Source organism: Frankia sp. CoWAU3, assembly GCF_977971855.1.
The window spans coordinates 1-14,114 of the sequence record NZ_CDWWXB010000078.1; the positions used below are offsets into that span (position 1 = coordinate 1).

Genomic DNA, 14,114 nt, shown 5'->3' on the forward strand with positions numbered 1-14,114 from the left:
TGCGCGCGATCGCGGCGGTCCTCGTGGTCGTCGTGCACACCGCGTTTCCCGCTGGTTTCACCACCAGCAGCTGGCTGGGCCCCTACACCGCCCGGGGTGAGATCGGTGTCGCGGTCTTCTTCCTGATCTCCGGGTTCCTGCTCTACCGTCCGTTCGTCGCCGCCCGGTTCGCCGGCATCCGCGGCTCGGACGCCGCCGGCTACCTGGTCCGGCGGTTCATGCGGATCGTCCCGCTGTACTGGGTGGCGCTCGCCGTTACGCTGACCGTGGTCAGCAGCAAGCGGGTCGGCGTGCACGGCTTGGCCGGTCTGCTCCAGACGGCGTTCTTCGTCCAGGGTTATCAGGAGCACTGGGCGATCCAGGGCCTCACCCAGGCCTGGACCCTGGACGTCGAGGCGGCGTTCTATCTGGCGATACCGGTGTACGCGTGGCTGCTGCGTCGGCGGGACCGTCCGCCCGCAGCCCAGTTGCGCGTGGAACTCGCCGCGCTCGCGGTTACGTTCGTTGCCGCCAAGATCGTTCACTACCTGGTGATTCCGTCCACGCAGACCTGGATGAACGGCTGGAACGTCTGGCTGCCGGTCTGGTGGGACCTGTTCGCCATGGGCATGCTGCTCGCCGTGCTCTCGGCCTGGTACTCCCGGCAGGGCAGGTCGCCGCGCTGGGCGGAGCTGCCCGGCTCGGGCACGGTGTGCTGGGGTATCGCCGCGTTCTTCTACTGGGTGTCGAGCAGGCATCTCGGCCTGCCGCTCGTGCCGATCTTCGAAGCCACGCGGAGCCAGGACATGGGCAAGCACCTGGGCTACGGGTTGTTCGGCTTCTTCCTGCTGCTCCCGGCGGTGTTCGGCCACGGCGACCGCGGCTGGGTGCGGCCGCTGCTGGCCAGCCGTCCGCTGGCCTTCCTCGGAGCGATCTCGTACGGCATCTATCTGTGGCACTCGGCCGTCATCGACCTGGTGCTGGAGCACAGCGGCTGGCGGCTGTGGAAGATCCCCTACCCGCCGTTTCTCCTGGTGGTCCTCACCCTGACCGTCGGGGTCTCCACCGTGACGCACTTTTTGATCGAGCGTCCCTGCATCACCCTCTCCCGGGAGTGGGCCCGGCGGGCCGACAGATGGGTGGCGAGGCGCTTCGAAGGGGCGGCGAGGGGCGGGGAGGGCGGCCTCGTGAGCGGGGCCGGCGGATCGCCGGGCGAGGTCGAGGTGATCGGAAAGCCCGTCGATAGCCCGACGGTGCCACTCGCGTCAGGCCTCATGTCACCACGGAACATGACGGACCGGGACGCGCGAGACCCGTCCCCTCCGGTCCGGTCCCTCGATCCCGACCTGCCCGGCGTGCCGGATGGACGGGCGTCGCGCGCCGGGTGGAAGCAGCCCCGGGTCGAGTTCGACGGTCTGGAATGGCTCGGGCCGCAGCCCGCGCCGCAGCCTGGTGGGCCTGGGGCACAGCCGGCCGAGTGCGGGGGGCCCGAGTGCGGGGGATCGGCGAGCCGGCGCTGACCCGAAAATGACCGGGCGTCGGGCGCCGCGAGGCCAGGCCGTCGGCAGGTGTCGGGAATCGGACGCCACGAACTCACCCATTTATCCACTTTTCAACCGATCTGCGCCGTCAGTCCCTGTCGTGTCCCGTCCGCACACGTTCCCACCCGTGTGCCGCGACGATCCGCGGGACGGCGTTGTCCCGCCTACCGTGGTGCCGCGCCGCCACCAAAAACTACATATGGACGTCATGTGTCTGCGCAGAGTGAGAGTGATGGCGGACGGCGCACGTCTTGGTACGGGCGTCCGTTGACCACCCTGGACACCCGTCCCTAGACTTGGGGGCGTGCACGAGGGTCTGTGGGTCTCAGACCGAGCGGATCCACTCGAGCGTCGTTATCGTTTCTGACAGTTTCTTCGTTTTTGGCGTTGTTTCTGTCCCTCGGTCCCGGCGGTTCGATCCGGCCCTCGCGCGGACGACCACCCCTAGCCGGAGCCGACCCCTTGACGAGCACCACCGACGTACGACCCGTGGAGACCGTGACCATCTCGCCCAGCCCGACCACACCACAGGTAGCGGTCAACGACATCGGCTCGGCCGAAGACTTCCTTGCGGCCGTCGACAAGACGATCAAGTTCTTCAACGATGGCGACATCGTTGACGGCATCATCGTCAAGGTCGACCGCGACGAGGTGCTGCTCGACATCGGCTACAAGACCGAGGGCGTGATCCCGTCCCGGGAACTGTCGATCAAGCACGACGTCGACCCGCACGAGGTCGTCAGTGTGGGCGATCACGTCGAGGCCCTTGTCCTCCAGAAGGAGGACAAGGAAGGCCGCCTGATCCTGTCCAAGAAGCGTGCGCAGTACGAGCGCGCCTGGGGCACGATCGAGAAGCTCAAGGACGAGGACGGTGTCGTCACCGGCACCGTGATCGAGGTCGTCAAGGGTGGTCTCATCCTCGACATCGGCCTGCGTGGCTTCCTGCCGGCTTCGCTTGTGGAGATGCGCCGGGTCCGCGATCTGCAGCCCTACGTGGGCCGCGAGCTCGAAGCCAAGATTATCGAGCTGGACAAGAACCGCAACAACGTTGTGCTCTCGCGGCGGGCCTGGCTCGAGCAGACCCAGAGCGAAGTCCGTTCCGAGTTCCTCGCCCAGCTGGCCAAGGGCCAGATCCGCAAGGGCGTGGTCAGCTCCATCGTCAACTTCGGCGCCTTCGTGGACCTCGGCGGTGTGGACGGCCTCGTGCACGTCTCCGAGCTGTCCTGGAAGCACATCGACCACCCGTCCGAGGTGGTCGAGGTCGGCCAGGAGGTTACCGTCGAGGTCCTCGATGTCGACTTGGACCGCGAGCGGGTCTCGCTGTCGCTGAAGGCGACGCAGGAGGACCCGTGGCGTCAGTTCGCCCGGACCCACGCGATCGGTCAGGTCGTTCCAGGCCGGGTCACGAAGCTGGTGCCGTTCGGTGCGTTCGTCCGGGTGGACGAGGGCATCGAGGGGCTGGTCCACATCTCCGAGCTGGCCGAGCGGCACGTGGAGATCCCCGAGCAGGTCGTGAACGTCGGTGACGAGATCCTGGTGAAGGTCATCGACATCGACCTCGACCGCCGCCGCATCAGCCTGTCGCTCAAGCAGGCGAACGAGGCGACAGGGCTGGCTGTCGACGGCGAGGCGTTCGACCCGAGCCAGTACGGCATGGAAGCCAAGTACGACGAGCAGGGTAACTACGTCTACCCCGAAGGCTTCGACCCCGAGACCGGGGAATGGCTCGAAGGTTACGAGGAGCAGCAGGCGGAATGGGAGCGGCAGTACGCCGAGGCCCAGGCCCGCTTCGAGGCGCACCAGGTCCAGATCCGGGCCGCGCAGGAGGCCGACGCCGCCGCGGCGGCCCCCTCCTCCTACACCTCCCAGTCCGAGCAGCCTTCCTCGGCGATCGATGAAGAGGCGCTGCGTCGGCTGCGTGAGCAGTTCGGTCGGGAGTAGCCGACTCCCGTCACCGACGGTCGGGGCCCGGGGATCTTCTCCTCGGGCCCCGACCGATTTCCGATCCTTTCCCCTGCCCGTCCCAGACCCGGCGGAAGCCCAGTCCCGGGTAGAAGCTCAGCCCGGGCAGAGGGAGGTCCTGGGTCGGATCAGGACGAGGAGCGCGCCACGGCCGGGTCGACGTGATCCGGCCTGAGCAGGATCGGAACGTCGTCGCGGATCTCGTAGCGATGGCCGAGACGCGGGTTGACCAGCCAGCCGTCGACGAGCTCCAGCGGTCCCTTGTCGACCGGGCAGGCGAGGATCTTCAACAGTTCGGGTTCGATGGTCATCTCTGACGTTCCTGTTCGTCGTCTTGGGGGGCCGTCGCGGGACCCGTGAGTATCCGTTCCGGATCCCATGAGCATCGCAGACACCCAGGTCGGCCCTGACCGGTCCCGACCGGGGGCGCCAGCCATCCCGGTGTCGATCCCGGTCGTGAGGCACCGGTTCGCCTCGCTGACGGGTTATGCAACCAACTCGATGACATAAAAACTTCTGGGGGATAGCGTCGAAGTCGCTCGGCGGCCGGAGACCGGCCGCGAAGTCCCAGCTCGCCCTCATCGAGAGTCAGGTGTCCATGACTGTCCATGACTTCACCGTCGATGCCGCGGACGGAACCTCCCGCTCGCTCGGCGACTACGCCGGCCAGACGTTGCTGATTGTCAACGTTGCCAGCAAATGCGGTCTGACGCCGCAGTACGAGGGGCTGGAGTCCCTGTACCGGGATCTGCACGGCCGCGGCCTGGAGATCCTCGGCTTCCCGTGCAACCAGTTCGGCGGGCAGGAGCCGGGCACCGATGCCGAGATCCAGGAGTTCTGCGCCACGAAGTTCGACGTCACCTTCCCGGTCCTGAGGAAGATCGAGGTGAACGGACCCGACGCGGCCCCGCTGTACACCCACCTGCGTTCCGAGGCGCCCGGTGACTTCGGGCCCGATGCGGGTTTCCTCTACGAGCACATCAAGAAGATCCGGCCGGAAGCGATCGGCACCGACGAGATCAAGTGGAACTTCACCAAGTTCCTTGTCGACCCGGACGGAAAAGTGGTCCGCCGGTACGAGCCGACCGTCACCCCCGAGGAGATCCGCGAGGACCTCGAGGCCGCCCTGGCCTGATGGTTCTCCCGTGCCCGGCCTGCCGCTATCGCCGGCCGGGGACGGGAGAAGCCGGTCGGGCACGCCGAAGCCGGCGATGCCCGCAGGCTTCGCAGCAGGAGTAGGCGAGCGCGGTCAGCGGACGCCGAACAGCGCCAGATAGCGTTCCGCCGCGTTCGGGTTCAGTACCGGCCTGTACAGCGAGGACTCCACGTTCCCCTCCTCGGCGTTGTTGAAGTACGCCTCGTAGGCCAGGGCGTCGGCGTTCGCGGTGAAGGTCTCGTACATCTTCTGGATGTAGTAGGGGTTGTCGCCACCGCCGCCGGTCGTGCGCACCAGACCCCACTCCGGAACGGCGAACTTCTTGCCGTGGGCGCGGGCGAAGGCGATCACCGTGCACAGACCGGACCGCAGATGACATTGCCGGTCCCAGATTGTCTTACTGACGGACGCGGGGTAGGAGTCGTAGGAGTCGATGCTGACCACGTCGACGTAGTCGTCACCGGGATAGGCGTCCCAGATGTCCTGACCGCTTACCGGCAGGTGATCCCGGTGCGCGGTCATGTTCCAGTCGATCCGCACGTGCGGCGCGGTCGACCGGATCGCCAGGACCGTGCGGCGGTAGCAGGTCTTCCAGGTCTCGACGTCGCGTGGATACCACCAGAACCAGTCGCCGTTGAACTCCCAGCCGAGCCGGACGAAGGCGTCGCCGCGGCCGAACGTCGTCAGCGTGGTGCCGAACTGCCGCCAGTAGTTGTCGTAGGCGCCAGTCGCGCAGGTGGCCTCGTCGCCGTCTTTGGGAAACATCGGCTGGGCGACCGACAGGCCGCCGGGGAACTTGTCCCGGGTGAAGGCCTGCGTCGGCCAGCCGGCCGAGACCAGGTTGGTCCAGTCCTGCCGATCCGTGAAGACGACGGCCAGGTCCACCTTGCGGCCGGTGAAGACCGACCAGAGGTTGACGTCCGCGGGGTAGTTGCCGTTGGCGCCGGAGACCCAGCGCACGCCGCCGGGCTGGGGCGGCTTGGGTTTGTTCGAGCAGGAGCTGAGCCCGTCGGCGACCAGGCCGATGACCAGCAGGAGGAGCAGCGGCAGCGGGAGTGGCCGCGGATGGGCGGCACGTCTGTTCCTCGTCCGGGCGGCGCGGACGGTGCGGCGGCCGGCAGACCCCCACCCTCGCGGTGCCGGTCGCGGTCTCACGCGACGGAGGGTCTGTGCATGGTGGAGGGTCCGTGCATGGTGGAGGGTCCGTGCGTACCCGAAGCCGTGGCAATGGCGCCGAGCAGCGGCGTCTCCACCGGGCCGGGCCGCCGAGCCTGTAGCCAGGTCTGCACGGCCTCGGCCTCGACCGCCCAGTCGTGACCGGGAACGAGCGCCTCACCCAGCTCCATGTGCGTGGCCATGGAGGGCTCCGGCACCAGCATCGTGCGGCGCAGCCGTTCGGGCCGCGCCAAGGCGACGGCGTTGAGTGTCGTGCGCAGCCCGCTCAGCACCACCCGACGAGCGATCCGCGCGGCGGGGGATGGCGGGGCGAACGCAGGCGGTTCCCCGCTCAGCTCGGCCAGCCGGAAGGGCTGGAAACCCTGCAGGGTGAGACAGGTCGCGCGGTCGAAGGCGCCGCCGACGAACGGGATCGAGCGCAGCAGCAGTTCGTCCTCGAGCAGGGTGCCGACCCGCAGACCGAACGTGCTGGTCGTGGTGGCGGCCCTGGCCCAGGTCACGCCGTCGACCACCGGCGCGTGGGAGTTGCTGCCGCCGTCCCGGTGGATCATTGGCCGGCGGCGGGTGGTGGTTGAGGAGAATCGCAGCGTGCTGTAAAGGGTGAAGTAATCGACCGGGGGGAGCGCGGTCGCTGCCGCGACGAGACTGGAAAGCGATTTTTCCGTGTACAAATAGTCATCTTCGGCGAGCCAGACCAGATCGTCCGGCGACCAGCGCCGGACCCGCGGCATCCGCAGCACGTACCGGTAGGACGCGCGATTGCTGCCGCACTGCACCGACTGCACCTCGCCGGCGGACGTCATCACGGCAAGACGCTCCGCCGGCATAGGGCCGTCATTGACGAAGACGATCCGTACCGGGATGTCGACGTTCTCGACGGCCCGGAGGAGAGAGGCCAACGCAAGCATCTTGCTGTAGAAGGTCGGTCGGTTCTTCGTGTTCTCCGAACCGACCGATCGATAAAGAATACGCAGAATCATCGCAACCCCCCTACCGGCCCTGGCCCGGCAGCGCTCATCGTGGTGGCCTCGACGCCTCGGACACCGCCTCGACGCGGTCGGCCGAACATCTTGCACACAGCTTGTACGTTACCGTGAAACATCATTATCATTGATCATTGCCGGTCCCGGTCGGGTGCTCCGGAACTCGGCCCTGTACGTCCGGTCCGGCCGGCTCGCCGGAAAGGGCGATCGCCGTGTCCCGTTCCACCTCCCGTGCGGCCCGGCGGACGAGGATGAACCAGATGGGTACGGTCACCCAGAAGGCAAGTATGTAACCGCAGACCGCGCCGGTGCCGCCGCCGATCTCCAGACCGACGATCGGATAGACGACAAGCTGGGGGGCGAGCACCGCATTCGCGCGGAAGGTGAGCTTGGCCTTGCCGAGCGCGTAGAGCATGCAGGCCGGCCCGACCGTCGCTGCGGGGCCCGCCTGCTGCACGATGGACAGCGCCAGCAGGTCGTGGGTCTGCTCCCAGGTCTGGCCGAGCAGCGAGTGCCCGATGCTCGTCGGCAGGACGAGAAAGATCGTCCCCCAGGCGGCGCCGGCCGCGACGATCACCGCGGACAGGGCGTAGGCGGCGCGGACCCGGGCTGCGGCCGAGAGGTCCTTGCGGCGGGAGAACTCGGGGATGGCCCAGCTCACGATCCCGACCGCGAGAATGGTCGTCGGTCCGAGCAGGGTCTGCACCCCGCGCAGCGCGCCGACCAGGTCGATCGCGCCCAGCGTACCGAGCAGCAGGGTGGATGCCTGCTGGGCGCCCTGGACGGTGAGGTACTCGGCGCTCATGTACCCGTTGACATCGCGGTGTTCGACGACCCACTGGCGCACGAGGCTCGGCGCCGGCTTGAAGCCGGCCTGCGTGACGCCCAGCATGGCGGCGACCGCGGCGGCGCCGCCCCAGGCCAGCAGCATCGCCCACGAGCTGGAGACGTCGCGGACGATCAGCGCGTAGATGGCGGCGAACTGGACGATCGCCCAGATCCCGTCGTTGGCGGCGGCGGCGGCCGGGCGACCCTCGGCGAAGAAGACCTGCCGCCAGGCGTCCTGGAGCAGCAGCGTGGGAAAGACCAGTCCCATCGCGACCAGTGAGGCGCCGACCGAGCCGCCCATCGCCGCACCGACGGCAAGCGTCACGACCCCGCAGACCAGCCCGATCACGAGGGCGGTGCCGGTCCCCGCCGCGCCGGCCACCCGAAACACCCGCGGCGGCACGTCGGAGAACTTCATCCCCAGCGGAGCGGTGCCGACGGCCTTCGAGAACCCGATCATCAATGAGAAGATCGCGAAGGCGACGGCGAAGGCCCCGAACTCGGACTTGCTGACGCTGTGGGCGATGACGAAGGACATCACGGCGTTCGTCCCGCTGGAGAGCACCTGGTCGACGAGTGTCCAGATGGCCCGCGAGCGGCTGGAACCCCGGGTCGGTCGCTCGTCATGGTGGCGACCACCGGCCGGACCGCCGTCGTCCAGGATGGTCAGCCCGTAGTCGACCGGTTCCCCACAATCCCGGACTGCCGGTGCCTCGCGCCCCCGGTGGAGCTCGCCGCGGCCGATCGGGGGGATGAGCCATTCGCCGGTCGCGGGACCCCACAGGGGGAGCAGCCCCTCGGGGGTCGGCCCGTCCAGTGCCGTCCCGAAGGCTTCCACGGCCGGGACCCGGCGGCCGCGCAGGCCGCGGATGACCTGGGTCCGCTCCTGGTCGAACTGTTCCGGTCGTGGCGACAGGGCGGCGGTGACCTCCGGCACGGGTTCCGTCCGGGGGCGTGGTGACTCGTGCTGCTGGGCCGTGGCCGGCGCGGATGTGTCCGGGCCGGTCACCGGAGCCCACCCGGCCCTCCGCCGGGTGGTACTCGGACGGTGGAGGGATCGCGGAGAGTCCTGATGATCGTCTTTTGTCGGGGGTCGGTGGCCAAACTCATTGACCCACCGCCGTCCGTCCTCTCCGTGCCGCATCGGTTCGACCCCGGCTCCCCGTGCCGGCCGGGCGAGCGACACCGCCGCTTCCGCGCGGGACGACGACCGAGCCCACTGCGTCGCTTCTGGCCAGGGCGCCAGTCGGCCAGGGTGCTAGCAGGATGGTAGCTCGATGGGATCGGAACGCTCGGCTAGGGCCGCTCGGGTGGATCTGGTCCGACCGGACCCGACAACGGTGGTTGGCCAGAGCGGATCGCGGGGGCATGGAACGGGCGATGAGATCGCGATCCTCCGGCATGTGCCTGCCCCGTAGACGGTTCGTTCGCCTACGTCCGCAATCTTCCGCATCCAGGCTGATGGTCCGTAAGTTTAGCAGTCGGGCCTCGGCCCGATCCCCTTGTTACGTCGGTCACCCCCGGTAGGGCGGTACTCGGTGGTGGATCCAGTGAGGTGGGGTGCGCCATCCGATCCGCTTCCGGGACACCGGCTGCCGGCCGGGTCAGGGCATCCCTGATGCCGGTGGCCGCGCTCGCGGAGGCCTGGACAAGGCAGGAGCGGGGCATGGGCCGCATCATCAATTACCTGGAATAGCCCGCCTTGAATGGCCCGTCGCCCGTCTCATTGGTGGCGAGCAGGTCCTGCAGCTCGGTGACGACCTGCTGGAGCTGGTCGGCGAACGCGTACATCCCGTCCGCGACCGCACGCGGCGTGCTCAGGTAGAGGTTGAACCGGTCCGGCAGCAGCACGTAGGCGATGCCGATGCACTGGCTGCTGGTAGACCCGAAGCCGAAGAACTCGACGTTGGTGGACGGCGCGGAGCTGGTGCTCAGGTAGTCGTCGCGCGCCTTGAGCCAGCCCGGGGCCTCGTAGAGCGCGATCGGCTCGGTCACCCCCAGCCGCTCGCCTTGGCGGCGGGCGATGAACTGCAGCTCCCACAGGTGCTGCTCGGGGGCCCGCCCGGCCTGGCAGTCCTTCGCGCTCCGCACGTGCGCGTCGGCGGCGGCGCGGAACGCGGTCCGGTGGGTGGCGGTGTCGGTGTCCGGGTCGTTGAGTACGGTCATGAACCGTTGGATCTCCGGGGTGACGACCCGCATCGCTTCCGTGCGGCCGCGCCGCCAGTGCCGGGTGGCGATCGATTCATAGGTGGCGCCGATGTGCCCCTTGGCCCGGCTGTGCGCCAGCTGGTAGGCGAGCTGCACGAATGCGTCCGGTGACGTCTTCAGGGCCTTGGTCCGGTTCTGCCCGAAGTCGGTGAAGGACAACACCGTTGAGGCGGTCGCCGCGGCGAACTCCGCGAACGACGCGCCGGCGGCGGCCACATCCGCCCGCAGGCTGGCGTCGAGGACGAACTCGACGGGCTCGATGACGGGTAGCCCCTGGGGCCGGGCGCCAGAGCTCGCCGAGTGCTCCGCGGGCGAGGTACCCAGCAGGTCGTCGACGAAGCTGAGGATCGTCGTCCCGTCCAGCCCGCAGTGCTCGACGTTGATGCCCGCCCGGCCGTCGGCGAAAACGATCAGTGACACCGCCTTGTCGAACCACCGGTTGGCGCTGTCGCCGTGGAGCAGGTGGTCACACGCGGCCAGGTTGTCCTCGGGGGTGAAGTCTTCCAGGCACAGGGCGAACAGCGCGGTCTCGATCGTGTCGAGCGCGGCCGCGTTGGCGGGGTCCAGAGCGAGCAGCGTCTGGCAGCTCGCGGCCCAGTCAGCCCGGGCCTTGGTGGTGAGCTGGCCGACGGCGGCGTCCGCCGGAATCCGCGATGCGGCGGCCTTCACCACGGCGCGCAGGCCCGCCGCGAGGTCGTCTAGGGTGTACGGGTGACCGTCCGGCCCGACGACGTCCAGCCGGACGATGTTTCCCCGGTGGAAGACGACGATGTGGCGGGCCTGGGACGGCCCGGGCCACTGCTCGCTGTACGGGGTGCGCACGGTGTCCTGGACCGTTCCCGGGATCCGGGTCGTGGAGAACAGGAACGTGTTCTGCGCCATCGACAGCGTCTGGCCGCGCTGGACAATCGGCTCGACCCGCTCGTCGTCGAGGCGCAGCTTGTAGTCGACGGCTGCCGCCACGAGCCCGGCGGCCCGCTCCACCTGCGGCTGCTCGGCGGACAGACCCTCGGCGTCCTTGAACAGGAAGATGTAGTTCGCGTTGAGCGCGATGCGGTCGCGCCGGCCGAGGTAGCGGGAGTCCCAGAAGCCGTCCAGCCAGCTGTGTACGCCCTCGGTGGCGTCGTAGCGCTCCAGCGCCGCGTGCAGGGTGAGGCCGGGGCCGCCCGGTGCCTGGAAGGCCGCGACGGCTGCCTCGGTTGTCGCCCGCTCGGCCGGGGTCAGCAGCGGCGCGGACCAGGCAAGGAAACGTTCGCAGCTCTCCGCCAGCGTGGGCAATGGCACCCGGGGCAGCAGATCGTCGTTCGCGAAGGTTCCGGTGGATCGCTGGGAGCTACTGATCGCATTCATGCTGGGCCTCGGGTTGTCTCGGGGAACTCGTCTCGGGGACACGGTCATGGTGAACGCCACAGGCTGCGTTGGGTCCATGGTCGCCGAGATTCCACGGGTGGCGGGCGTTCCATCGGACATTCGGCTCGTACGGTTCATCCGACTCGCATGATGGCCGGGGCGCCCTCGACCTACCGGCCGCGCGGGGGACGCCGCCGGCACCGGTCGCCCGTCATCCTGGCGGAACCGGCCGGGTGGATGTCGCCGCCGGTCGCCGGCCGGAGGCGGGATGAGCGGTCGAGGAACTGGTCACCCCGCGCGGCCGAGAGATGTGCAGCTGGGCGTACAGCCAGCCCTCGGCCTCCAGCCCCCGTGGATCGATGCCGACGGTGGACAGCGTGTCGAGCACGAGCGACTGCTCCTCGGCGGAGGCGAAGCGCCGCTGCCGGAAAACGCCGTTGACGTGCACGGTCTCATACCCGAGCCCCGCGAGCGTCGCCTCGACCGGTTCGAACGGGAACATCCGCAGCACGAAGTGGGCCATCCACGGCCTGCGCTCACCGGCCGCGCGGGCCACCCGGGCGATGGTCCGCTCGGTGACGTACCCGAGGCAGCCCGTCGAGACGACGATGTCCGTTCCGGCGAGCCGCTCCCGTTCGGCGTCGGTCGGGTCACGGTCCTCCAGGTTGGCGTGCACGGCGTCATCGAGGAACCCAGCCGCGGACGCATAGGAGATGGCCGGCCCCGAGCTGTCCAGACCGAGGAACCGGCTCGTCTCCAGCCCGTCGCGGGACCGGACGAGTTCGCGGTCACGGGCGAGCAGCACGTCCCGGGTCGGCCGGCTGCCGGGCGGTGCGTAGCGCTCGTGCAGGTCGTCAAACGTCACGTCACAGCGGAGCAGCGCGGCGTTGATCCCGTAGGAGCAGCCCACGTCCAAGACTGTCGGCGGTCGTCCCCAAACCATCCGGAATTCCCGGATGAGCTGGCTGAAGTACGGTTTGGCGAGCTGCGGGATACGGTAGTCGAGTTTCCGCAGGGTACTGAAGTAGGCGTGCGGGTCGGGCTGCGTGTAGATGTGGTCGAGCGAGATCTTCCCGCTGTCGTCGAACCGCCTCGTCCCGGTGGGGTACGCGGCCTCGGGGGAATTCGTGGTTCCGTCGGAGTCGGTGGTCTCGGCAGAATATCTGCTGTCGTCGGAATACACGCGTCTGGCGCTCCTCGTGACGGGCGGTCGGGGCAGATGGGCCGGTGGCAGATGGGCCGGTGCTGACGCAGCTTGCCGACCTCATTCTGGTCCAGCTAGTCCAGCAGCTGGTCGACGCGGACCGCGCTCTTCTCCGCCGCCAGGTGCCGCGGAAGGACCCGGCCGAAGAGCTGCTTCGTGCGCGCGACACTGCCGACGACCCCGGGGTGCCCGGTGTAGGCGAAGATTGCGGAATGCCGGGCCGTGTCGCCCTCGACCGGGCTCACCCGGTGCATCGAATAGCGGCCCAGGAAAAGCTGGAGATCACCCGGTCGGAGGGCGAGACGCCGGACCAGATGGCCGCCCTCGCCCGCCAGCACGGCCCGCACGTCGGCGAAGTTCTCCGCCTGCGCGGACCTGATGTTCGGGCAGTACTCGAAGTCGCCCCCGGCCCGCGGCGCCTGCGTGAGCAGGCTCACCGCGAATTCGTTCGTGTCGAAGTGCCAGGGGTGCTCCAGCCCGGGGGCGATGATGTTGAGGCACAGTCCGGCCAGCGGGTCGGCGAGTTCGTGGACTCTCGGCAGGTCGAAGCAGCCGGCGATGAAATGCTGGAAGAGCTCGCTGGTGTAGAGGTGGTGGACGGCGAATTCGGTGGGAATCTGGTCGCGGGCGACGAAGGCATTCCCCCGCCGCATCGTGAACCGGCCCGGATGATCGGCCGGCAACGACGGGTCGACCGCGATGTTGTAGGCGTTGACCGTCTCGACCTCGTCATACGCGAGCGGAGCGACGGTGGCGCACTCCTGTGCGACCGCGGTGAATGCGGAGGGCCGGACGAATTCCGGGAGGACACAGCATCCGCGAGTGCGCAGTTCCGCCCGGGTCCACGAGACGACGTCCCGCCAGGCGTGGCTCGAAGGTTCGGTGAGAGGATAACGAACAGTATTGATCAGCTCGCTGATAGACCAGGTTTCCGTCGCAACCATGTGACTCCTCTCCGCCGCTACGCGGCGGCCCCGGGTCGCCGATGGGAACCGTCCACGACCTCGATGCGATTTGTCACATGGTCGCCCGATGGTCATGATGGCGAAAGTCAGTGTGAGATGTCACACGCCTGTGCTCGCGCGGGACGCGAATCCCGCCCGCCTGCCGCCATTCCAGCAACCCGGCCACGACCTGTCGCGGAGCCGCCATCTTCGGGGCGTCCCGCGCCCTCGTCCTGAGCGGCTGTACGTGGGTGCCCGCGGGCCCGGCGGGCGACCGGACCCGGCCACCGTCGATGCGAACTGGCCGTACCGGCCCCTGTCTGGCCCGGCCGGAAGGTGCCCGGCGCAGGACGCCAACCGTCGGGATCTCAGCCTTCTCGTGTTCACCGGAGATGCGTCCGGCAGGTCCGGCGCAGCGACGTCCGGTAGAGCCATATCTGGTATCGCCATGCCCGGTGCAGCGACGTCCGGTACCGCCACATCCGGTACCGCCACGTCCCGTACCGGCGTGCCCGGGAGCGATCCCGGCCCGACCCCGCCGCAACGGCCGATGCCCGAAGGCTGATCCGATGCCTGGAGCCGGCCGTTCCGGCGAGGGAGTCGGTCATCGTACGAGGTTTCAGGAGCTTACGAGCTTCAGCGCCTGGCGGATCTCGCCGAGACGGTTCCATTGTTCGTTGCTGAGTAAGTGTTCGGTGATGTCGTGGGAGGGCTCGCCGAATGCCCGGCCGGCGTTGCCGGTCGGGTGCTGTCGGTGAGGCGAGTTAAGGCGCGGGTCCGTCG

10 protein-coding genes are annotated in these 14,114 nt (G+C 68.7%); 3 read left to right on the forward strand and 7 right to left on the reverse strand.

The genetic code is table 11. The features are described from left to right. Window positions 1-1,499 (forward strand): acyltransferase family protein (locus AC08ON_RS09355; RefSeq protein ID WP_476616792.1); only part of this gene is annotated, 1,499 nt, incomplete at its 5' end. A 483-nt stretch (window positions 1,500-1,982) separates the two neighbouring features. After that, entirely contained in the window at window positions 1,983-3,461 is a 1,479-nt protein-coding gene (rpsA, locus tag AC08ON_RS09360) for a 30S ribosomal protein S1 (protein WP_011435507.1), read from the forward strand. 149 nt (window positions 3,462-3,610) lie between these two features. Here the strand turns inward: rpsA and AC08ON_RS09365 are convergent, their stop codons facing one another. Continuing rightward, window positions 3,611-3,793: a Trm112 family protein gene (locus AC08ON_RS09365; RefSeq protein ID WP_011435508.1), complete on the reverse strand. Its 183-nt coding sequence runs from the start codon at window positions 3,791-3,793 to the stop codon at window positions 3,611-3,613. A gap of 287 nt (window positions 3,794-4,080) precedes the next feature. On the opposite strand from AC08ON_RS09365, the gene AC08ON_RS09370 reads away from it, so the two are divergent. Beyond that, on the forward strand, window positions 4,081-4,617 hold the full coding sequence (locus AC08ON_RS09370) for a glutathione peroxidase (protein WP_476606940.1): 537 nt from the start codon (window positions 4,081-4,083) through the stop codon (window positions 4,615-4,617). A gap of 114 nt (window positions 4,618-4,731) precedes the next feature. Here the strand turns inward: AC08ON_RS09370 and AC08ON_RS09375 are convergent, their stop codons facing one another. The 6 genes from AC08ON_RS09375 to AC08ON_RS09400 form a co-directional block, all read right to left on the reverse strand. Continuing rightward, complete coding sequence (locus AC08ON_RS09375; RefSeq protein ID WP_476606936.1) at window positions 4,732-5,793, reverse strand: glycoside hydrolase family 26 protein; 1,062 nt, start codon at window positions 5,791-5,793, stop codon at window positions 4,732-4,734. Continuing rightward, window positions 5,790-6,794 (reverse strand): hypothetical protein, encoded by a 1,005-nt coding sequence (locus AC08ON_RS09380; protein ID WP_476616793.1) that lies wholly within the window; start codon window positions 6,792-6,794, stop codon window positions 5,790-5,792. The genes AC08ON_RS09375 and AC08ON_RS09380 overlap by 4 nt, the downstream gene beginning before the upstream one ends. Before the next feature lie 127 nt (window positions 6,795-6,921). Beyond that, a complete protein-coding gene (locus AC08ON_RS09385) occupies window positions 6,922-8,562 on the reverse strand; it encodes a hypothetical protein (protein ID WP_476606934.1) in 1,641 nt (546 codons plus the stop codon). 746 nt (window positions 8,563-9,308) lie between these two features. After that, window positions 9,309-11,183: a choline/carnitine O-acyltransferase gene (locus tag AC08ON_RS09390; RefSeq protein WP_476606933.1), complete on the reverse strand. Its 1,875-nt coding sequence runs from the start codon at window positions 11,181-11,183 to the stop codon at window positions 9,309-9,311. Window positions 11,184-11,394: 211 nt separating this feature from the next. Continuing rightward, entirely contained in the window at window positions 11,395-12,366 is a 972-nt protein-coding gene (locus AC08ON_RS09395) for a class I SAM-dependent methyltransferase (protein ID WP_476606932.1), read from the reverse strand. 95 nt (window positions 12,367-12,461) lie between these two features. Further along, on the reverse strand, window positions 12,462-13,331 hold the full coding sequence (locus AC08ON_RS09400) for a HalD/BesD family halogenase (RefSeq protein WP_476616794.1): 870 nt from the start codon (window positions 13,329-13,331) through the stop codon (window positions 12,462-12,464). Window positions 13,332-14,114 lie beyond the last annotated feature (783 nt).